Origin of the sequence: Reichenbachiella sp. (assembly GCF_965233835.1) — a bacterium.
In the GTDB taxonomy this organism is placed as follows: domain Bacteria; phylum Bacteroidota; class Bacteroidia; order Cytophagales; family Cyclobacteriaceae; genus Reichenbachiella.
The window spans coordinates 4,409,044-4,431,784 of record NZ_OZ247585.1; the positions used below are offsets into that span (position 1 = coordinate 4,409,044).

At 41.3% G+C, this 22,741-nt stretch carries 14 protein-coding genes; all 14 read right to left on the reverse strand.

The window, feature by feature from the left end; translation table 11 throughout:
- Positions 1-4: 4 nt before the first annotated feature.
- Positions 5-1,474 carry an NADH-quinone oxidoreductase subunit N gene (locus ACO6S2_RS18745; protein ID WP_422360092.1) on the reverse strand — a complete coding sequence of 490 codons (1,470 nt, stop codon included), beginning with the start codon at positions 1,472-1,474 and terminating at the stop codon, positions 5-7.
- Positions 1,471-3,108, reverse strand: coding sequence for a complex I subunit 4 family protein (locus tag ACO6S2_RS18750; RefSeq protein WP_422360093.1), 1,638 nt, complete (start codon positions 3,106-3,108; stop codon positions 1,471-1,473). Before ACO6S2_RS18750 ends, ACO6S2_RS18745 begins: the two co-directional genes overlap by 4 nt.
- Positions 3,109-3,110: 2 nt before the next feature.
- Positions 3,111-5,054, reverse strand: coding sequence for an NADH-quinone oxidoreductase subunit L (locus ACO6S2_RS18755; RefSeq protein WP_422360094.1), 1,944 nt, complete (start codon positions 5,052-5,054; stop codon positions 3,111-3,113).
- On the reverse strand, positions 5,054-5,356 hold the full coding sequence (nuoK, locus tag ACO6S2_RS18760) for an NADH-quinone oxidoreductase subunit NuoK (protein ID WP_422360095.1): 303 nt from the start codon (positions 5,354-5,356) through the stop codon (positions 5,054-5,056). Before nuoK ends, ACO6S2_RS18755 begins: the two co-directional genes overlap by 1 nt.
- Positions 5,343-5,870, reverse strand: coding sequence for an NADH-quinone oxidoreductase subunit J (locus tag ACO6S2_RS18765; RefSeq protein WP_422360096.1), 528 nt, complete (start codon positions 5,868-5,870; stop codon positions 5,343-5,345). The genes nuoK and ACO6S2_RS18765 overlap by 14 nt, the downstream gene beginning before the upstream one ends.
- Positions 5,871-7,001, reverse strand: coding sequence for a 4Fe-4S binding protein (locus ACO6S2_RS18770; protein WP_422360097.1), 1,131 nt, complete (start codon positions 6,999-7,001; stop codon positions 5,871-5,873).
- 13 nt (positions 7,002-7,014) lie between these two features.
- The gene (nuoH, locus tag ACO6S2_RS18775; protein WP_422360098.1) at positions 7,015-8,055 is read right to left on the reverse strand and encodes an NADH-quinone oxidoreductase subunit NuoH; all 1,041 of its coding nucleotides are present in this window, start codon (positions 8,053-8,055) and stop codon (positions 7,015-7,017) included.
- Positions 8,056-8,180: 125 nt separating this feature from the next.
- Positions 8,181-8,987, reverse strand: coding sequence for a glutamate racemase (murI, locus tag ACO6S2_RS18780; protein WP_422360099.1), 807 nt, complete (start codon positions 8,985-8,987; stop codon positions 8,181-8,183).
- Positions 8,988-9,051: 64 nt separating this feature from the next.
- Entirely contained in the window at positions 9,052-11,058 is a 2,007-nt protein-coding gene (locus ACO6S2_RS18785; protein WP_422360100.1) for a tetratricopeptide repeat protein, read from the reverse strand.
- 169 nt (positions 11,059-11,227) lie between these two features.
- Positions 11,228-11,377 (reverse strand): hypothetical protein, encoded by a 150-nt coding sequence (locus ACO6S2_RS18790; RefSeq protein ID WP_422360101.1) that lies wholly within the window; start codon positions 11,375-11,377, stop codon positions 11,228-11,230.
- Between the two features lie 179 nt (positions 11,378-11,556).
- Positions 11,557-12,159, reverse strand: a complete 603-nt coding sequence (locus ACO6S2_RS18795) for a hypothetical protein (protein WP_422360102.1) — start codon at positions 12,157-12,159, stop codon at positions 11,557-11,559.
- Between the two features lie 75 nt (positions 12,160-12,234).
- On the reverse strand, positions 12,235-18,381 hold the full coding sequence (locus tag ACO6S2_RS18800; RefSeq protein ID WP_422360103.1) for a fibronectin type III domain-containing protein: 6,147 nt from the start codon (positions 18,379-18,381) through the stop codon (positions 12,235-12,237).
- A gap of 404 nt (positions 18,382-18,785) precedes the next feature.
- Complete coding sequence (locus ACO6S2_RS18805; protein ID WP_422360104.1) at positions 18,786-20,432, reverse strand: PKD domain-containing protein; 1,647 nt, start codon at positions 20,430-20,432, stop codon at positions 18,786-18,788.
- 145 nt (positions 20,433-20,577) lie between these two features.
- On the reverse strand, positions 20,578-22,620 hold the full coding sequence (locus tag ACO6S2_RS18810; RefSeq protein ID WP_422360105.1) for a tetratricopeptide repeat-containing sensor histidine kinase: 2,043 nt from the start codon (positions 22,618-22,620) through the stop codon (positions 20,578-20,580).
- Between the last annotated feature and the right edge of the window lie 121 nt (positions 22,621-22,741).

The window sequence follows — 22,741 nt, forward strand, 5'->3', positions numbered from 1 at the left end:
CTTCTTAAAGTGCAAAGTTAAACTGATTTAATACGTTCAGCAATAGGTCGGCTTTAAAGAATGATAATAAAACTAGGAACACGATGATAGCCACAATAGTGCCATCTTTCGTGGAAAAATTAATTTCTTTTTTCTCTTCACTGGTGTGAATGAACAAGTAATAAGGAATCTTAAGATAGTAAAACAGAGAGATTGCTGTATTCAATAGCCCCAACCCAAACAACCAAACCAGGTATTGATTGCCTTCAGTTTGATAAAAATCCCATAGAGCCGAAAACATCAGCAACTTGGCTGTAAACCCTCCGGTGGGTGGTAAGCCAGCTAAGGCTATCATAAAAATAACCGCAAACACTCCCAACCACGGAGCCTGCCTACCTAAACCCGATAAGTCATGAATTTTGGAAAAGCCCTCCTTTTGAAAAACATCAATAAGATAAAAGGCTCCCAAGTTCATAAATCCATAAACGATACCATAAAACAGCATGGACTGTACACCAAAGGCATTACCCACAATGACTCCTACTACTAACATCCCAGAATGAGCGATAGACGAATAGGCCATCATGCGTTTGGCATTCGTTTGATTCAAAGCGGAAAGGTTCCCTACAAACATACTGATCACAGCTAGTCCAGCAAATATCATTTTCCAATCGAAACTTAAGTCCTCCAAATTTGCTGTAATCGCCAGCTGTGAGAAGAAGATCAATACGGCAACTTTGGGCAATATCGAGATATAAGCTACCACAGGTGTAGGCCCTGCTTCATAGACATCAGGTGCCCAAATGTGCATGGGCGCCAAAGAAAGCTTGAACCATATCCCAACAAACAGCAAAATAAATGCAATGGGCAACCAAAAGCCTAACTCCGGCTGCTGACTAATAAACTCTCCAATAACATCTATTTGCAAAGATCCTGTTAAGCCATAAATCAGGGAGAGACCATAAAGCATCAACCCACTAGCCATCGCACCAAAGAGCAGATACTTGATCCCGGCTTCAAACCCCTTTCGATCAAAACTGAAGGTGATGAGTATATAGGAAGTAATAGAAATTAATTCAAGAGACAGGTACGCAAGCAGCAAGTTATTCACTTGAATAAGCAGCATAGTTCCCAGTAAGATCATCAAGAGAAGAAAATGGTACTCTCCTTTTTTGAGCAAGCCTTCTCCTTTCGGGAAAAGTAATATCACACCGGTAACCAATATAAAAAAGGGCTTGGCAATTCCTACGACCTGGGTCAAGGAAAGCAAACCATTGAAATAAACTCCAGAAATACTTGTAGTGGACACAGCCATTGCGATGAGTCCCAAAGCAAACAAACTAAAAGTCGTTTTGATCGTGCTACCCTTGTCCTTGAGGACCAGCTGAAGAATAATCAAAACAAAGCTGCAAACAATGAGTACGGCTTCAGGAAGCAATATCCCAAAATCACCGAGGATGGATTGTATCTGCTGATTCAACTGCTCCAAACTCATCGAACTGTTGCGTTTATTATGTCAAGATTGGACTGCCCTTGCGTGTTGACAAATTCTACAAATCCAGTGACCGTTTCGTTAGCCAAACCGAGCAGCAGATTAGGAAATATCCCGAACAGTAATGCCAAAATCACCAAGGGTACGATCATGATCCATTCTCGTGCATTCAAGTCCGGCAAAGACCAACTTTCTTCTCTCACCCAATATTTTCCAAAAAACATGCGCTGTATCGTCCAAAGAAAATATGCAGCTCCCAACACCAAACCAAGCAAACCGAGGATAGGCATGAAAGTGTCAACTATGTTTCCGTTAATAGCGCCATCGAAAGCCCCTACCAATACCAAAAACTCTGCGATAAATCCTGAGAATCCCGGCAAGCCTAACGCAGCAAAGAATGATACAATTACGGCTACGCTGTACCAGGGCATCTTGCTAGCCAGTCCGCTATAATTAGCAATCATGCGATCTCCTGTTCGATCATACAAGACACCGGCCATCAAAAACAGCAAGGCCGAAATGATACCATGGCTAAACATTTGAAATAACGCACCTGCACTACCTTCCACGGTCAATGCCGCCATGCCCAGCATCACAAATCCCATGTGAGATACAGAAGAGTAGGCAATCAATCTTTTTAAATCGGTCTGAGCCATAGCCACTAATGCAGCATATACAATGGCAATCACGCCAATCAGTGCGATCCACCAGCCATATTCGATGGCTCCATCAGGAAAAATCGTATAGCCTATTCTGTAAAAACCATAGCCTCCAATTTTCAATAAGATTCCCGCCAAAACCACTGAGATCGGCGTAGGTGCCTCCACGTGCGCGTCTGGCAACCAAGTGTGTACAGGCACCGCTGGCAATTTGATGGCAAATCCGATAATGAGCAAAATAAACGCCCAAGCCCGGTAAGTCAATCCAAAAAGGGACCCATCAAAATCCAAGGCCAACAATGAACCTGGAACAAAATTTTCAGGGTTCATCATTTTCATAATATCAAAAGTATGAACCGTAGAATCCGGGCTTTGTACTACCGAGAGGTTTAGTCCAATCATCACCATCAATATAAGTAAAGAACCGACGAGCGTATAAATGAAAAATTTAATAGAGGCATAAGCTCTTCTCTTTCCTCCCCAAATACCAATCAAGAAATACATCGGCAAGAGCATAAATTCGAAGAACAAATAAAAGAGAAAGAAATCTAAAGCTACGAAACATCCAATCACACTAGTGCTCAGCACCATGTATAGCAGGAAATACCCTTGCACACTTTGCTTGATATTCCACGAAGAAATAACGCCTATAAACAGCACAATAGCAGAAAGCAGCACAAGCGCCAAACTCAAACCATCTACTCCCACATGATACTGTACCAGTAAGCTTCCAAAAGAACCCACATTCAATTGAATCCAATCCATTTGCTGGGTAAACTGGAGGCTACCCGCTCCATATCCCACTACGCTTTTATCGAATGAAAAAACCAGCACGACAGAAAGTACAGTAACTACAGTCAAGGCCGCCAAAGCGACCCACTTGTATAAATGACCTTGTGATTTGGGTATCATCAGCATCACTGCCGCCGCCAAGAGTGGAAGGAAGACCAACCAGGAAAGTAAATGATCCGTTGCCATATTTATCCAATCAATAAATTAAAAAAGTAAAAAATGAGCAGCACTCCAAAGACCGCCCAAACCAAATAGCCTTGCAAATTGCCACTTTGAACCTGACGGGTCCGGTTGCCCGCAAAGTTGACCGTCCAGGTGATCAGCTTCACCCCTCCATCTACAATATTTCTATCAAACCAGCCTGTGAAGTAGGCCAAAACGACTTGTGTTTTTCCAATCAGATTGACAATTCGATCAACAACTTTTTGATCCCACCAATAAGCGACTTTCGCTAATTGCAAAGCGCTTTGAACTAGCGCCACTTTGTATATTTCGTCGAGGTAGAAATTTTTATTTGACAGCGAATAAGCCACTGATTTGACACCAGAAACTAATCCAACAAACATTTTCTTTTCTACATATAGATAAGAAAAGATGAGTCCGGCTAGAGCGAGACCGATAGACGATACGGGCACCAATGTAAAATGCTCAGCCACAGCACCTCCTTCAAATTCCGACAAGGCAGGCAACAACCAGCTTCCATCTGGATTCAAAGGGTCGGCCGAAAACACAAAACCTATTGATAGTACCGAAAGCACTAGCAAAGGCCACTTAACAGCGATAGCTTCACTGTATTTTTCCTCTTTGGATTCGCCATTGAAGAAAACTGTGAAATACAAGCGAGCCATATAAGCGGCAGTCATAAATACCGATGCGAATCCAAATGCTAGTACAAATGAAGGTAAGTGATTAGCCGAAGCCAGACCATTCAAAATCATCTCTTTGGAAAGGAATCCAGAAAACAACGGCAAACCAGCCAAAGAAAGCATACACAATGTGAATGCAATAAAAGTGATCGGAAGTATCTTTCGCAAGCCTCCCATATTGGTAATGTCCTGTGGATCGAAACCACTTTCGTGCTTCGTCTCATGATAATAGTGAATGATGCTACCAGAGCAAAGAAAAAGGCCAGCTTTGAAGAAAGCATGCGTGGTCAAATGGACGAAAGCAGCCACCGGAAATCCGGCGCCCACAGCCATAATCATATAGCCCAACTGCGATACTGTAGAATAGGCCAATATCTTTTTAATGTCGTTTTGAGCGAATGCGGCAAAGGCTCCCATAAAAGCGGTCAGACCACCTACGATGCCAATAATTGTAAGCACGTCTGGTGCCAACAGCGGAAATACCCGTACCATCAGATATACACCTGCTGCCACCATAGTCGCCGCATGGATCAATGCTGAAACAGGTGTGGGGCCCGTCATCGCATCGGGCAGCCAAGTCTGTAGCGGAAACTGAGCCGACTTACCCACTGCGGCAAGAAATAGTCCAATGCCCATCAGTACGAGTATAGTCGTAGGTAGACCAGCATTCAATGGATCCAACCCAATGAGCGTTTGAATGTCTAATGTTTTGAAATAGGCGAACAGGATAAAGATGCCTAGTAAGAACCCAATGTCTCCTACTTTGTTCATCAAGAATGCCTTGAAAGAAGAAATCGGCGGTGCTTCATTTTCGAACCAAAACCCAATTAACAGGTAAGAGCTAAAGCCAACCAACTCCCAAAAAACGAAAGTTAACAGCAAATTTGATGACAATACAATACCATACATGGAGAAAGCAAATAATCCAAGTAGTGCAAAGTATCTTGGCTGTGCTTCGTCGTGCTTCATATACTCCAAAGAGAATATGGCCACCAGCAAGGCCACAATAGCCACCACGATCGCCATGATGCCTGCCAGCTGGTCATAGTACAGCCCTACCTGAAAAATATTAGTACCTACCACGATCCAATCGAAATCTACGCCAGTTCCAACAGGCACATTGAACCGAGCCCAAATAGCCGCGAATAGTACCAATGTAGAGAATCCAACCAACACCTGACCAGCCCACTTTTTTAACATAAAAAAAGAGACTCCTCCACTAACAAGCGAAGCAAACAGAATGATATATAACAGCGTTTGATCCATCAGCCTTTCAGTTCATTGAGTTGGTCCATATCCGATACACCCTGATGCCTGAATATCTGATAAACGATAGCAAGTGCAACGGCACTCTCGGCTACTGCCACCACGATCACGAACAAAGTCATCATCTGTCCGGATAGATTCGGATCATTTTGGGAGAAGGCTACCAGGTTGATGTTGGCGGCATTGAGAATGAGTTCGATGCCTACCAAGATCATGATCACGCTCCGCTTGATCAGTACGATCATCATCCCGATCACTAACAGCAGGGCACTAAATATGATATAATGCTCAATCGGTACCATGTTTCTTTTTTAAGTTATGTCCAGCAATATAGGCTGCCCCTACGAGCGCCATCAATAACAGAACAGCCGTGACTTCCAACGCGATCAATTCAGTAGTCATCAAATGCACGCCAATCTGCTCAGTAACATTCAATCCACTATCAACTCCTTTTTCAAAGTCAAACAATGGAAAGCCATCCTTGAGTGGATACAGCAAAATACCAAGTAACCCTAATCCCAATAAACTGGCTGCGAATACTCTTCTATTCTGTGTTTCAAGCCGTTTGCCATCTATACGGTGCGTCAGCATAATGCCGAACATCATCAGTATCAACACGCCTCCGATATAGATCATAATCTGAGTCACACCCACAAATTCTGCGTTGGATATAATAAAGACACCCGCAACACCAAAAAAAACCAGTACAAGCATAAACACGGCGTGTACCACATTTTTGGCAAGCAATATCCCCAGCGCTGAAAACACCGAGAATCCAGCCAGGATATAAAACGCTATTACATTTAATCCTTCCACTTAGTCCTTCTTTTTGGGTTTGATCTTAGGTCGGAAAACTGGCTTCTTTGCCTTAGGCTTCTCACCTTCTATGTTTTGATCTTGCGCTTCTGCCTTCAAGTTCTCGTCTTCAGATTTCTTAACCACTGGTTTTATTTTCGGCTTAAACACTGGCTTAGCTGCCTTCGGTTTGTCTTCTGACTGTATAGTATCACCTTCCAAACCATCTGATTTTTTAACCACCGGTTTCACCTTAGGCTTAAAAACAGGTTTGGCTGCCTTCGGCTTTTCATCACTAGCGCCTTCAGCCTTTTTTACTATCGGCTTCACCTTTGGTTTGAACAGCGGTTTTACGGCTTTTGGCTTGTCTTCTTCTTCGCTTTTAGCTTTAGGTACGGCTGGTTTCACCTTCGGCTTGAAAGCTGGCCTCGCAGGCTTGGTCTCTCCAGAGGGCTCTTCAGATTTTTCCAATGGAGGTTTTGGCACTGCGGGTTTACCCATTTTTACCTTCGGTTTAAAACCACCAACCTTAGGTTTTGAAGCAGTTGCTTCCGTAGTAATACTTTCCGTTTTGGCCGCAGCGGCAGCTGCTTTTGCTTTTTCCTTCTCTGCTTGATGTGAGTCGAATTCTGCTTTTTTCTCTGCTACCATTTCAGGGCTCATTTCACCAAATTCGAAATTGTGTTCCTTCAAGTCAAAGACGCTGAAATCATAATCTTTAGTCATGGTGAGACACTCTGTAGGGCAAACCACCGTACAGAGGCCACAGAAGCAACATTTCGACATATCAATATCGAACTTGGCTGCATAAATTCTTTTAGATGTACCATCCGACGTTTTACCAATTTCATCGACAGCACGAACTGGCTCAATGTCAATACAGTTGACTGGGCATACTTTAGCACATTTGTCGCAAACGATACAGTCATCTATTTCATTGTGCAATTGATAGCGACCAGTATCAGGCACTGGAAGCTCTTCAAATGGATATTGCAAAGTCACAATACCATCCTTTTGCTCAAAGTAAGTTTTGTCCTCCACGCCCACAGGCGTACGAGACTTCCTCGCCTGCCAGAAGTGGCGCATGGTGATCTTCAGCCCGTAAGCCAGAGATGAAGTCGTTTGGATGATATTTTTAAAATACTGTTTCAATTTTTTTAGTTGGTTAGCCGATCCACAATTTCCAAATGCCACATACAAAAACCATCAATAGCCCTATAGGCGTCAGGTATTTCCAGCTCAAGGCCATCATCTGATCCACTCGTACCCGAGGATAAGTCCACCGTACCCACATTTGTACAAATACCAGTACCATGGCTTTGCCAATGATCCAAAAAATCCCGATCGCATCTCCTAAGAGGGTGCCATGAGTACCCGAGGTCCAGTCAGCTAGTTTCACTGCGCCGATATTGGGCAAAGGTGTATTCCAGCTCCCAAAAAACAACACTACGGCTACCAGTGAAACCAGCAACATCATACCATACTCTCCCAACATGATAATGGCCCATCTAAACCCAGAGTATTCGGTATGAAATCCGCCGATGAGTTCAGACTCGGATTCCGGCAAATCAAAAGGCGTACGATTCGATTCCGCCAAGGAGGCAATGAAATAAATCAAGAACACGATCCACAACATTGGATAGCGCATGACATTCCAGGCTAGAAAACCACCGTAAGTATTTTCTTCATTGAGCAGTCCCTGCTGAATGGACATCTCTTGGAGGTTTAGCGTCTGCGTAACCATCACCACGCAGAGGATGGAAAGTCCTAGAGGAATTTCATAAGATACGATTTGGGCTACTGCTCTGAGTGATCCAAAAAGAGAGAACTTACTGTTCGATCCCCAACCAGCCATGAGTATACCAATCACATCGAGTGAAATGACAGCCATCAGAAAATAAATGCCTGTCTCTGCTTGAGAACCTGTAATATCTGATGTAAGTGGCAAGACAGCGAAGCCCGCAAAAATCGCAGTAAAAATGACCAACGGAGCCGTAACAAACAATATCTTATCAGCAGACTTTGTAATAATATCTTCTTTCTGAAGCATTTTCAATACATCGGCCAGCGTCTGGAGAATTCCGTACTTACCTACCACCATAGGCCCCAATCTGTCTTGCATAAAAGCAGACACCTTGCGTTCGGCATAGACCGCCAAAAGCACAAATACCAGCAGAAATGGGAGATAGAATAAGAATGCTATCATCAGTGATTGAAATTAAAAAGTAAGTTAAGAATTCTCAGAGGAATTTCCAGACTATAAAGCCGTCTGGTAGGCAGAAAAGAATGATCCTATTTTCAGGATCAAATTAGCAACAACAACAGCAACAATTACTCCCAGAGAGGGTACTTCTCAAGGTGAATTTCCTTGTTGAAGAAAAGGCGCGCTGCTTTTTCAAAAGCTGGGGTGTAATCCGATACGAGAAATTGGTCGTTGCCATCTGTCTTGTCGCTTAGTAAATTCAGGGCCTTTAATTGCTGTTTTAAGCTTCGAGCTACAATATTAGCAGAATCAACTAACTCTACCTTGCTTTTGTAAAATTCTTTTATGTCTTCTTTGATGATGGGGTAATGCGTGCAACCCAATATCAAAGCATCGATATTCGCTAACGAAGGATCGTTGAGATAGTTGGCTATAATCTCGTGACTGACCGAATTATGAATAAATCCCTCCTCGATCATGGGTACCAATAGTGGTGTGGCTAACGCACTAAAAGTTACTTCTTTGTTCAGTTGGTCAATTTTGGTTTCAAAGACTTTTGAATTGACGGTTTGCAATGTGCCTATCAGTCCAACGTTCTTCCTTGGTAAGTTTTGCTCCACATGATCTACCACCGGGTCAATTACGTTGATCACATGGGCCTTACTCCCTACATAGGCTTTAATCAGATCGTAGGCAGCAGCTGAAGCAGAATTGCATGCTATCAAAATGACCTTGCAACCTCTTTGAAGTAGGATGTCCGTGATTTTTATGGAATAAGCCTGGATAGTCGCTGCTGACTTATCGCCATACGGCAAATGCGCACTATCACCAAAATAGATCATATCTTCTTCAGGTAGCAGTCGTTTGACAGCCTGAGCCACTGTAAGTCCCCCTACGCCGCTATCAAATATGCCAATGGGTGCGTTTTTATTCAATGCCTTTGGTGTTGAGTTGCAAAGATGTGTTTTAAATTATAAATGAAAAAAGTATAGAATGAATCTATTTGTTCAATTCTTTTAGTAACTCAGCAGCCTCTATCACACCAGCCTCTGAAGCCTCCGTCAAATCACTCTTTGCACCTTCAATATCACCCAGCTGCACTTTGGTTTTGCCTCTCCAAAATAATCCTCCTCTCCTTTCCTGATGATTGCCCCTGAGCCAAACGGTGAAATCACTTTCAGCTTTCTCATACTGACCCAACTTATATAAAGCTATTCCTCGATAGAAGTAGGGCATTGAGTAATATGTATTTAATTTGATGGAGCTTGCAAAGTCTTCTAATGCCCCATCTAACTGGTTGCTTTCCAATTTAAGTCTTCCTCTCCAATTGTATGCATGGTATAATAGAAGCTTTCCATCCGAAGGCAATTCCCTGAGCAACATATCGATAGCTTGATCATACAATGCTATTGCCTTTGCAGTGTCCTTTTGCTGCTGTCTAATGGAAGCCAAACTGACAAACGCATTACCTTTCACTTGATAAGGGCTAATTTCCAGTACTGTCTCATAGTCGTCAATAGCCAACTTAGTATAACCCATTTGAATATAGCAGTTGGCTCTATACTCGAGTATGTCTGTATCTAAATTGTTGTAATTCAAGTAGATATTGAAATCTTGAATGGCTTTTACAAATCTTCTATATCTAGCCCTGTTGAGTCCACGAAGCTTGTAGCCTTCTGCTCTATTTCTGTCCAAATACAGCATTTTAGAGAAGAATTTTTCAGCATTATCAAAATTTTTATTGTAAACGTAAAACTTGCCAAGACTTCGATATACATGATAAATAGAGGAGTCTCTTTCAAGTATTTTCAAATTATCAGATTCCCAATATGCTTTATTGAAGGCGCTTTCAGCAACTATTGCATGCAATAAGTAAATTCCTGTGGGAATGAAACCAGTATAATCACCTATCCTTTCAAATACACCAGAATAATTGGACATCTTTGGATTATCAATATAGTTCAAACAGGTCAAAGCAAGGTTTTTCATTGTTGGAGAGTAACTATCAATCTCTTTCGATATATAGTTAATTGCATAAATCAACTTGAGTTGTTGATCTCTACTTTTACTGATGCCAAATTCTTCATTTGAAAATTCAATACTTTCAAAAGATTTAGAACAAAACCTAAAGCCTTGTGCAATTTCATTATTGTCAAAATAAATGAGTCCTCTCATCAAAAGTGCTACTGGACTATCCGAATTTTCCATCAGAATCTCATCTAGCAGCTTTGTACCTTTCTTTTTTTGTCCTTGAATAAGGTACAACCTTGCTTTGGCAAGTTGGGCAGATTCATCATTATCATGATGCTCCAATAATCTATTCAGTACATTTTGAGCTTTGCCAAACAATCCTTGATTCACTCGAAGTTCCATTAGGAGAAAATAGCCTTCCGTTCTTAGCGGTTCTAGCTTAATACAATTCTTTGAGTAATGTATGGCTTCCTCGATTTGGCCCATTTTAAATGACGAATATCCCAAAGCATAATTAACCGAGTAATCTTCCTTATTAAATTTATATGCTAACTCAAATTGCTCTTTAGCACTAGTTATATCTTCAAAGAAAAATGCCTTGATATATCCTATTTCCAGATAACTCGGAGCGTAAAAGTCTAAATCGGAAAGTCTTACTGCTTTCTTAAAGTCTGCAATTGCTGAATCAATTTTAAATTCAGATTTATAACAAATTCCACGATAATAATAACTACCTCCAAAAGAGGGATTTTTACTAATTAGATAATTCAAATCCAACTTGGCAGAATCGTATATCTCTTCATCAAGATAGTTTATGGCTCGCAAGAATATTGTCGAAAAGTCATTTGGGTTTATGAGCTTTTTTTCACTTTTCTCTTCAACTTGTTCCAAATAATCAAAACTTGGTCGGTTCCTTAGCAATTGCTGATTACTGAAATCATTCAACATTTGACCAGCAGACTTATTGATCAATAGAAAAGAAAACAAGAAAAAAATCGAATACTTTTTAATCAGTCTGATGTATAATTCATTCATTGTATATCACAACGCTGCTACTGAAAAACTTACTCTGTACCATTCAAAAAATCAAGGTCGGCCAAAAAGAAACGACTTCTTTTTTCATCAATTTTTGAGGTACTTAATCGCAAATATGAATTATTCTTTCATAGCAGCAAACAACAAATTCAATATCCGACCAACATTTTTATTCTTCGCCGGCTCCTATGAGCTCAAGCAGGTCTCTTTCTTCTGTTTTTTTCTTCAGGGAGCTTGGCTGAATCTCATCTTCTTCCAGTGCACATGAAGTAGAACTTAGCACTATCAGGATCAACACCATTCTGGTTATTAGTTTCATCTTGCTTACATTTTGTTTTCAATGCAAGCATAGTTTTCTATTGTGAACTACCGTTTAATCTAGCTTTAAATCAGAATGAACTTTTGCTTCGGTTATGAAGAAATTATTAAGTCAATCTTGAGTACATCTCACCGCATGGACTAACTCAGACCGAATTATTCGCAATCAACTTTGTGCAGCTATATTTTAAACTCGATGCTTTCTACTGACCGAGCACCGTCTGACCGATAGGAAATAGAAATTCTATAGGTCCCGGGTTTACATTCAGATTGAGTAAACTTATTTTCATTACAGCCATCTTCTTTCTTTGACCATTTCACTGAATATGATTTCCCTGGTCGGATTTCACGTGTTTCCGGAGGAGCAGGACAAGGACGGCACCTACAGTAAACGACATTGACAGAGGCCCATTCACCATTTTTTAATCGTTCAACATTTTTTCTCATAGGATTGTAGAGTATAATGGTTTCATCAGAACTATTAGTGAATGATACCTTCACCTCTTCTTCTTCTGAATAGCTGGGTAGCGCAGTGACACTCCAAGGGCCCGAATTCGAACCGGCTTCAGCCTTGGGCTCAAAGCTGTGGGAACTAGCATTTGTTTCAGATTCTGCTTGACCTTTTGATGGATTGGGTTCAACTTTGATCTCATCCTCGCTAGCAGCCACTTCTTGCATTGTCAGACTATCGTCCCTTGAATTCTTGTCCAAGCTGGGCTTTGAGGCTTCACATCCCAAAAGAGCAATGAAAGCAATGATTAATATTGAATGATAATTTTTCATATAAACAAGATATAAAAAAAGTCGAGAGGTCTGATTGACCTCCCGACTTTAAGTTGTGTTGTGAATTTGAATTGATTATTGTTTTATCAATGAGAGACTGCCAGTTTTCAAACCGTCAGATATTCTCATGATGTATGTGCCTTGGGGTTGGTTTGTGATATCTATGATCACTGTCTCATTTCTTTGGAATGAGCTCTTCTTAACCAACTGACCAAAAATCGTATATACACCTACTTCTACCTTTTCTACGGCATTAATATCCAACTTGAATATTCCAGTACTTGGATTTGGATATAGATATAAATCTGCTTTTGAAAATTCAGCGATACCCAATACAATAGAAACAGAAATCTCATTGGAATTTTCAGAGGCTCCGGTAGCATTAGTACTTCGTAGTCTATATTTAAAATCTCCAGCACCTATTCCGGCTACGGCATGAGTAGTACCTGTAACTTCTAGTGCTTCAAACCCTGAGACAAACGTTGCGAAATCATCTGTGGAAACATCCAATAGGAACGACTCTGCTCCATCTGGTGTCGTCCAATTAGCTGTGAACCCATCGTCAGAGACTTCTGTCGCATCTGTTGCTGTAGGTGCAGCAGGCAATGTCAATACAGAAAGAACAGAACTATAGGCCGAACTTCCTGAAGCATTGGTAGCTTTCACTCTTACTTGATACGTAGTATTAGAACTTAACTCGAGTGAGTTGTAAGTGAGTGAACTCAACTCGGCTTCTTCAACAACAAAGGTCTCGAAATTGTCAGTAGAAACATCAATGACAAAATCACTGGACTCATCAGAAGCTGTCCAAGCTATAGTAAACTCGTCAGTAGAGATATCAGAAGATGCCAAAGTAACTGGAGCAGCCGGCAAAGTAAGTGCCGATGCTGTCTCACTTTCATCAGAACTTCCGCCATCATTGACGGCTGCCACTCTTACCTGATAGGTCTCATTTGAATTCAACCCAGTAAAAGTGTAGGTCAATGCATCGGAAACAGCAATACCTTCTGAAACAAAAGTCTCAAAATTGTCCGTAGAAATATCTACCTCAAATTCAGTAACCTCATCCTCCTCAGACCAAGTTAAAATAAAGCCACTTGATGTAATATCACTTACAACTAGCTCATCAGGAGCTACAGCTAAGGTTGTTGTCTCATAAATTTCACTTTCTTCAGATTCACCAGTTTCATTCTCAGCAGCCACTCGGAATTGATAGGTACTGTTCGAACTCAATTCTCCAATTTCTATGGATGTCCCAGATTCTGAGAGATCAGACTGTATCGTAGTGGAAAAATTATCATCAGAAATATCCACCAAAAAGTCTGTAGCTCCATCATCAGTAGCCCAAATTAAGGTAAGCGACTCCGTTGTCCATGCACTTGCAGCCAATGAATTCGGTGCAGCGGGTAAAGTAAGGAAGCCATCCTCATTGGAATAGCCAGAATTGCCTTCTGCTCCTAGAGCTTGAATCCTATAGATATATACACTATTCGATTCAAATGGTCCATTATCTGTATAACTAGTGGCGTCTGCAGCTGCGGTGGTTAATGTTGCATAGGCACCACCATCCACACTTCTTTCCACCAAAAAACCAGTTTCTCCGGAAGAATTATCCGACCATGAAATATCTGCTGTTTCATCTAAATTCACAGTTAATCCAGTTGGGGTATTCGGCACGCTTGCACTTTCTCCACCGATATCGAAAATCAAGGCTCCATCATCACCGGAGGCCGTCCATGAAGGCGGAATTCCACCACCAAACAGTCCATAAGGGTCCTGCTTCACATAGTCAGACCCTACTGCAGGCGTCGTATATGACCAATACCACTGGTCTGCATTCGGGTTAAAAGCCATGTATGCTTGTACAGATAGCCAGTATGTCCCTGCAACCAAAGTTGGCGCTTGAACTTCTGGAATAGTTACTCTAAAATCAGAATCACTTGTTGTCAATTCAACTGCATAGAGACCAGAAAAAATCACTGAACCAGGTACTCCAGCATTATCCTCATATACGTACACGATAGCTTGTGTAGGTGGATTAGTTCTATTGGACCCTTCTACATATACTCGCCTAAATAACCATGATTCTCCATCTGGAACCACAAAATCATCTGCTGATTCAACTGGCGCTCCAAAATCAACAAAAAGCTGTGATGGAGAACTATCACCATCGCCGACTGTTCCCGTTTGCGCATACAATGAAGGTATATTTTCATCCACATAGATATTAAATGTCTCGTCCACAGTCAAGCCATTAGAAGTTGCTCTGATGGTAATATCAGCCTCTCCAACCATGTCGGTTGCTACAGTCAATTCCAGAGTCTTACCATCCCATGTCGTGGTAATCAAGTCGGTGTTCGTATTCTCGACCACCTCCAGAGTTATCAATGCATCATCATTATCTTGATCGGTAAAAGTACTGGTCAAGTCTAACTCAATCGGATTAGGGTCTGGATTTTCAAAAATCTCAATATCATCAATGGCATTGGCCACTGTCGGCAAATAATCAGAAATATCCTGAGTTCCGTTGATTGTAAACTGCATTTCAGACCCATAGGATTCAAAAACGTTTACTGTTTCATCAGCTGCATATGAATCGCCAGAATCACCAATTGTGTACCAGGCATAAAGAGCGGAATACCCCCCTTCAGCCAAAAAGGCGTTGGCATTAAATGTAGGCAATATACTGACCCAGTAGTCCCCCGTTGGTAAATCAACTATTTCATTCAATCTCACGGTAAGGCTCGGACTGTTGTGACTACCACCAATGATTTGATTACTCGCAGTGGTAATTGTTTGTGTTTCAACTATGGTTCCTGGAGCTCCCTCATCATCATTGTAGAAAGTCACATCTATAGATTGAAGATTCATTGGATCATCGCCCAGAGTAAAAGCTTTGTTTGTCACTGTTGATACCTCCCAGCTTTGTCCGCCCGGGACACTGAAATTATCTGCATTTTGAGAAAGTGCATCATTATACATGCCTTCCAATTCTCCATTATTAGAACTACCATCCAATTGTGAATAGATCGCCTCGTCCGCACTGTTTACAGTAACCACGAAGGTATCATCTACGGTTTTGCCATTAGACGTGGCTCTTACGGTGATATAAGTTTGACCAATATTGGCAACAGGAAAAGTTAATGTAAGATCCTTAGCATCTAACGACGTAGAGACTAACGTCGCATTGGTGTTTTCAAAAACTTCTAGCGTTATTGCACTGTTGTCGTTGTCTGCATCATTGAAAGTACTCGTCAAGTCCAATACCATGGCGTCGTCTCCCTCATCTACGGTAATAATACCGACGGGAACTGCAACGTTAGGAGGAAAATCTCCATCAAATGTGGTAAAGCTCCAGGTTGTAGATCCTGAAATACCACCAAAGGCATTGTCATGATTATCCACAAATGCGCCAGCATCTACCTCTACATAGTAAGATGTATTAGCCAACAAGTCCGCTGTAGGATTGATGATGGCTCTTGTACCAGCCGCAGTGACCTGATCGGAAGTCACGTCAATAGATTCTACTTCAGTCCCATCCATCAATCGTAAAACTACGTTTCCAGTTCCAACCTGAATAGTCTCGCTCAACTGAATCTCAATATTGGCATCCAAAGGACTTACCTCCGTTTCTTCATTAGCTGGTGTAAGAGAAGCAAGTGTTGGTGCCGAGGCGTCAGTACTTCCTGTAAAAATATCTGTAGTAAAAATACCCCTACCATGAGTAGCCACTACCACCATGCCATCTACAGCTCTATATTGAAGCATATCACATCTCACGTTAGCAAGATTGGTATTCGTAGGTTCCCATGCTGGTTCAGCAGCTGTGATATCGTTAGTAGACCAAACACCTAATTCAGTCGCAATCATTACTTGCTCAGTATTATTTGGGTTAAATAGCGCCCAGCGAACTGGAATATCCGGCAAACCATCGTCATCATCCTTGTTGACCCATGTGGTTCCGCCGTCTGAAGTATACCATACAGAAGTTACACCAAAACTAGAATAGGTTGCAACCAATTCATCATCCGATGATCCAATATCAATAGATGAAACATATCCCGTATTGCTAATATTGTTCGTTATTTCCGTAACCGTAGGAACCTCATCATGAGCATCATCGATTCTAAATATTGTGCCGCTTCCAGTACCAATAAACACCCGGTTTGCAGTATTTGCATCGGCTCGCAAACAAGATATTTGCCCGCCGTTTAAAGAGAGATCAACTACTTCCTGACTAGACGGAGTACCCGTTTTGAAGTCTCTAATTAATCTAATCTCATTAGAAGCACTCGCTGAATATAAAATCCCAGCTGTATTATCATAATCTGTTGGGTTAATAAATCGTCCTGCAGATTGGTTATTGGTGATACTGCTAAAGCTCTCTCCTCCATTACTTGAATATCTGTAAGAGTTGTAGACATAAGAAGTAATCTGATATGTATCGTCTGTTTGATCAACGAAACAAAATGCTCCATCTCCACCTGTTGCTTCAGTGGTACTCGCTCCATTGGCATCAGTAAAACGCTGAGTTCCATTATCTTGTGCACCAGCCAAAAAGTAGTTTGACCCAGCTAAGTTTGCAGCTGCCACAGCATAAAATTGAGTAACTGCGTAATTTTTATTCCTTGGTTCAAAAGTTGGGAAAGTCGCCCCTCCAACATTAGGTGAATAGTACACTCCGCCGTCGTTTCCAAATAGGGCTTCATTGTCATTTCCAGGTCTGAAAACGATCGCATGATGATCAGCATGTACATCCGCCACACTACTACAATTATACCACTCTCCAATATGTGTCCAAGTGGCACCGCTATCATCGCTTCTTACAAGATCAACTCCACCAGCTACTACGACTGACGCATCTGCTGGGCTCACCGCTAAAATCAAGTCATACCATGCTTGTCCTCTACTCAATTCTGTTTCAGCTCCACAGCCATCAGGGAAAGTCGGAAGTGTCATTTCTGTCCAGGTTGCCCCGCCATCATCTGACATCTGTACGTATCCCACACCAGAACCACCATTTTCTTGACCCATTGCATAAATCACATCCGAATCAGATGGTGCGGTAGCTAATTCAATTCTTTCTGCTGGGTCTCCAGCATCAGGAGTTACCTCAGTCCAGTCTCCATCTGCGCCATCATCGGCAGCAAGAGATTTCCAAACTTCTCCAGTTGTTCTCAAACCAGTAGAGGCATATATATCTCCATTGGCTGCAATTTCTATATCTGCACCTACTTCTTCACCAGTTCCATCTACTTCTTCACCGTCTCCTAGAACTATGGCCCAGTTATCACCACCGTCCGTAGATCTATAGATACCGCCAATTCCAGACCCAGTCGCTCTTGTGGCCGCCAATAATGTTCCAGCATTAGTTACCACTACCTTTTGCACATAGCTAAAGTCCTCATTGTCTACTGTACTAGCAATCAAAGACCAGGTATCTCCACCATCAGTTGATTTGAAAATCCCTCCTCCTCTTACGGCATCAGCATTTCCAAAACCTTCACCAGTTCCTGCATAGAAAGTCATAGAATTGGTAGGATCCGCAACCAACGATGTAATAGCCAAATTGGCTAAAAAATCATCCACGTATTGCCAGGAAGAATTAGCGTCTGTAACGTTGTCATTGTACCAAAGACCTCCGGCCACACCTCCGGCAAATACTCTTCGGTTGGTTGCATCATTCGGATCCCAAAGAATAGCACGTGTTCTACCTCCTACATTATCTGGGCCAATTTCTTTCCAAACAGCCTCTTCTCCTCCAACAGAAATAGCAACAGGTACATCAGTTCCACCTGTTTCCATAGACGGACTCGGAGTAGCGCTTGATCTATCTGGCCTGACAATGGAAAATTTACCAGATTCTCTAGGGGTAAAATTAGGCTGTATCTTACCTTGTGCCTTGTTTAACCTTAGGCGTTGCTTGGTATAATCAAATGCTCTTATTGTATTACCATATGGTACTTCTAATGTATTAGGGTTTACCATCATTAGGTAGTTCTGCTCCATAGCCAAATCAGGACGATCTCTCTTGTCCATCTTAGCTATATCAGATGTAGTCAGGTTATTATTAGCATAGGGGTGATTGTCCAGATACGACTGGAATCGCGCTCTGGCCAGTTCGCCTGAACTCTCCTGTGGAGCCATCTGGCGGAACAAGCCCAGCCCGACGACTGTCAGCATCCCTGCAGTGAGTAAAATTTTAGATAAAGGTTTTTTCATGTTGAATTAGTTTAGTTGAATAATGAGAAATTGATCAAATAAGGATCAATTTGATTGCTTTAATATTAAATAATAGGCAGCAACAAGGCGCACGAATCCCGTTTTGGGTAAGAAACCCAAGCTGAAACTATTTGATTTACAATTGTCTGGAAGTGGTCAGCGAGTCAACGCCAACATCGTTCGAAAATAAGTATCATTCAGGTAAAGGTTATATTGTCAATTTTCGAAAATAGATAAATAATTTTTCCAAATGAAATTTTAGCCTAAGAACTATTATTTTATTTGCAATTAACGGTATTAACATAAAAAAACGCCCTCGCAAAACAAAGGGCGTTCTTATAAAACCAGAGGCTGTTTAGAATTTAGGGCATCATATTTTCACAAACCTTTAAACCGCATTCTGATTAGTCTTTGTAAATAGTGAAGAATGAAAATTCGGCATCAGTAGCCACTCCACTACTATTGTACGTTCTAACATTTGCAACCAGATTGGATCCTGAAGAATTCCAAAATGAAACAGCTGCTTTATTGTTGTTATCTCCATAAGCTGTTACTAATATAGTGTTACCGTTGCCTGCCTGATTTGGCACAGTCACTTCATAATATCCAGTTCCAAGTTTTTTGGCAGTAATGTTTCCAGACCCTGTATTACCATTTCTGAAAGGTGTGTAAGATGAAGTAGAGGTCTCCAAATCCGCCCAACAGTACCCTCCTTTTATATCCGATAAGTTTTTAGTGTAAAGCAAATTAAACTCCGCATCCATCAATGATCCGGTACCGGAATGGTAGGTTCGCACTTCTACCTTTAAGTCACTTCCACTTATTGTCCATTCCTTAATTTTGGCTATCGCACTCACCGAATTGGCAGCTGTTATTTGCACATTGCCCAAATTACCTGCACCTACTCCCGGTATGGTTACCGTATATGTACCCACCGATGGGCTACTGATAGTTGGGTTTCCTCCGCTACTATTGTATGATTTCGCTGTGTTTGGTGTATAGCTTCCCGCTGACTTTTGATTAGCATGTAAATATGCGCCTTCAAAACCCGCTCCAGTCACATAAATATTGAAGCCTCGATCAGCTAAATTGGCATCCTTATCAAATGTTCGAATGTTAGCTACGAGATCATTCCCTGAATTGGACCAGCTCAATACTCTAACTGCACCTTCACTACTTCCATAAAGTGACGCTTGAACGTGCCCGTTGGTCATGGCCATGCCGGTAAATCTCACAGCATACGAACCTGTAGTAGACCTGGTAATGGTGATCGAGCCACCTTCAGAGTTATATGAATATAATGAGTTAGCTGTATAGCTCGCTGTAGTTGAACTTCCACAGTAGGCAAAGGCTCTCATGACAGAGGTGGATACTGCAGTTACTGTAATGTGATCTGTCTTAGTTTCTATATCGGTTCCTGCACTGTTTGTTACTGTTAGTTTGACATCATATTTGCCCGGCGTATTATATGTCACCGTAGGGTTCTCACTAGATGAACTACTTGGGCTTCCGCCCTCAAAAACCCATGAATAAGACCCATCACCAGTAGAGGTGTTGGTAAACGTAACCGACTCTCCTTCTTCGATAGATTGATCTGAAGCTGAAAAGTTAGCTACTGGCGCAGACACTGTCACAGGAGCCGTATCTGTATAATTAGCAAAACCAGAATTAGCACTTACCTGACTAATTTCAATTTCCCCACTCGTATCCGATTCTTTCAGGTAAAAAGTTTTATCACTTCCGCTGTCAGGGGTACCTACTACGGTATAAACGTTATCAATAATTTGATACTCGTCATATAGATAAAATATACCTGGGGACACACCTATAAAGTGTTCAGAATCCTCAGTCCCAATTTCATAAAGGTGATTACCGAGATCATCATACCAGCTTCCTGTAAATTTTGAAGGGAGACTTCCTGAAAAGAATACTTCTTTGTCCTCATCTTGATCGTCATCCTTTCCTGTTAGATCTTCTAAATCACAGGACTGAATGAAAAAGAGCAGGCCTATTAGTGCTAACAATCGTGCTCCAAGAGTTAAAATTTTCATGATTATCTAAATTTTAGTTTGCGAAAAACCTAAAAGTAGATAGCTATTTCATGGGATTTTTAGAGATAGGGATGAACTGCGAAAATTTGTAAACCAACAGCAAAATATTGGATTATAGTTTCAGCTGATGTATTTAATAGTCTACCTATGCGGCATGTTTTCCGAAGGTGATCATAAAAGTGGTTCCGTTTGAATTTTCTATTGCCAATTCACCATCGAGTTGCTCTACCAGGATTTGAACAAGTCTCATACCCATGTTCTTTTTCTTTTCCCACTGTGATGGCAATCCAACACCATCATCACTGACCTTGAGCTTGTAAAAATTATCTTCCTGAGCAAATTGCACTTTCAGCTCTCCTTGCTTTTTATCTTCAAAAGCATATTTGAGTGCATTCGCAATTAGTTCATTGATGATCAATCCAAGTGGCACGGCGGTATCTACATCCAATTGAATTTCCTGAGTCTCCAAAACTTCTTTTATTGATTCACCCATCTTATAACTCTTGAACAAATACTGACTCAACTCAGAGATATACTCCTTCATGTTTATACGGGACAGCTCATCCTGACTATATAGCTTTTGGTGAATCAGAGACATCGACTTGATCCTACTCTGTCCTTCACGTACTGCACTTTTTGCCTCACCTTCATCCATTTGGCGAGATTGCATACTTAGCAAACTAGAAATCACCTGAAGGTTATTTTTCACTCGGTGATGGATTTCTTTTAGTAGTGTTTCTCTTTCCTTACTCGTTTTTTCAATCGTCTCTTTCTGTTCGTTCAATTGTTTATTGACCTCTTTTTGTTTTTTCCCATTTCTCCAAATAATCACAGCCATTATAACAACGACCAGTAAGACCAACAATATTAGCGCTTGGATAATTCGCTGCTGATCAATCAGCTTCTCCTGTGCTTCCAGTTTTTCTTCCTGGACTTCGATTTTCAATTCTTTTTCTTTAGTATCAAACTTAGTCGTCAATGCCGCAATGTGACGATCCTGAGTTTCTCCCAATTGCTCGTCCTTCACCTCTTCATACCGCAATCTTGCAGCATAGGCCTCCTTATATTTCGCAACAGTTTCAAACGCTTCAGCCTGATATTTGTAAATTTCTTTTAGTGAACCTTCATGATTGAATTCATGAGCCATCTCCGAGGCTAACTTACAATGCGAAAGTGCCTTATCTACCTGACCCATTTTGCCATAAATCGTACACAAGAGCGTGTGAGATTTTAAAATACCATACTTTGAATCTACTACTTCGAAACCCTTGAGAGCTGCCAAACCAGATTCGAGTGCTTTTTCATGCTCACCATTATCATTGAACAAATCCCCTAAATTATGATAGACTGTTGGTACTTGATATGGATCTCCCAGTGTCTTGGCCTCTTCGAGAATCTCATTAAATCCGACCAGTGCTTCATCATAGCGATCAAGATTGCCTAGCGCCAAACATTGGCCTGTGCGAGCATACCATTTGGTTCTTGTATAGTCAGAGTCTTTTACTAACTCGTAGGCTTTGGCCGAATACTCCTCTGCTTTTTCAAAATTGTGATCCTCCAGATAAACTGAGCCCACGTTGGCCAAAAAATTAGCTTGCTTGGCTGCTTTGCCCAACTCCAAATTGAGTTCTGCGGCCTCCAAATATTGTGCTATGGCCATATCGAATAACCCCTGTTGACGATATACATTTCCCAGATTTCCAATAGCAGAAGTTGATTTTTGAATCTTATTCAACGACTTCCCCATGGCAATATTTTTTCTATAAGCCCAAGCTGCGCTATCTAAATATGACTTACTGTCATAAACAATACCCAAAGCCAAATAACCGTCCATTTCACCTTCAGGGTAACCATTTTCAATTGACTCAGCAATAGATCTTTTCATTAGAATCATTGCCGTATCCAGTTTGCCTTCGTCGAAATAAGAATAACCTATATTGACATAAGATTTGACCTTTCCGTCCAAATAGTCTAATTGAATAGCTTCTTCATTGGCCATCTCTCCGTAGTACCGAGCCGAATCGAATTTGGAATAGCCGAAAGTAAAGGCAATTTTATTAAGAACGTCTATTCGTTTTTCTCCTATGGCTGTTTCCAGTTCTAATTTTAGACTGTCAAGTTGGGCATAGCCCGAAAAGGAAAGAACTAGAAAAAAAAATACTAGAGATGTACGTTTATATAGGTTCATGCTGAAAATTACTCAAATAATGTATTGAGTGCAATGCCTATACAAAAGCAGCTTTGTTAGTTGTAAACAAAAAAACCACTACCTAAATGGTAGTGGTTCTAAAATCTTAAATTCAATTGAA

Coding starts and splice junctions, on each gene's coding strand:
- ACO6S2_RS18745 (WP_422360092.1), bottom strand. CDS start 1,474: ATGAGTTTGGAGCAGTTGAATCAGCAGATACAATCCATCCTCGGTGAT.
- ACO6S2_RS18750 (WP_422360093.1), bottom strand. CDS start 3,108: ATGGCAACGGATCATTTACTTTCCTGGTTGGTCTTCCTTCCACTCTTG.
- ACO6S2_RS18755 (WP_422360094.1), bottom strand. CDS start 5,054: ATGGATCAAACGCTGTTATATATCATTCTGTTTGCTTCGCTTGTTAGT.
- nuoK (WP_422360095.1), bottom strand. CDS start 5,356: ATGGTACCGATTGAGCATTATATCATATTTAGTGCCCTGCTGTTAGTG.
- nuoH (WP_422360098.1), bottom strand. CDS start 8,055: ATGATAGCATTCTTATTCTATCTCCCATTTCTGCTGGTATTTGTGCTT.
- ACO6S2_RS18785 (WP_422360100.1), bottom strand. CDS start 11,058: ATGAATGAATTATACATCAGACTGATTAAAAAGTATTCGATTTTTTTC.
- ACO6S2_RS18790 (WP_422360101.1), bottom strand. CDS start 11,377: ATGAAACTAATAACCAGAATGGTGTTGATCCTGATAGTGCTAAGTTCT.
- ACO6S2_RS18795 (WP_422360102.1), bottom strand. CDS start 12,159: ATGAAAAATTATCATTCAATATTAATCATTGCTTTCATTGCTCTTTTG.
- ACO6S2_RS18800 (WP_422360103.1), bottom strand. CDS start 18,381: ATGAAAAAACCTTTATCTAAAATTTTACTCACTGCAGGGATGCTGACA.
- ACO6S2_RS18805 (WP_422360104.1), bottom strand. CDS start 20,432: ATGAAAATTTTAACTCTTGGAGCACGATTGTTAGCACTAATAGGCCTG.
- ACO6S2_RS18810 (WP_422360105.1), bottom strand. CDS start 22,620: ATGAACCTATATAAACGTACATCTCTAGTATTTTTTTTTCTAGTTCTT.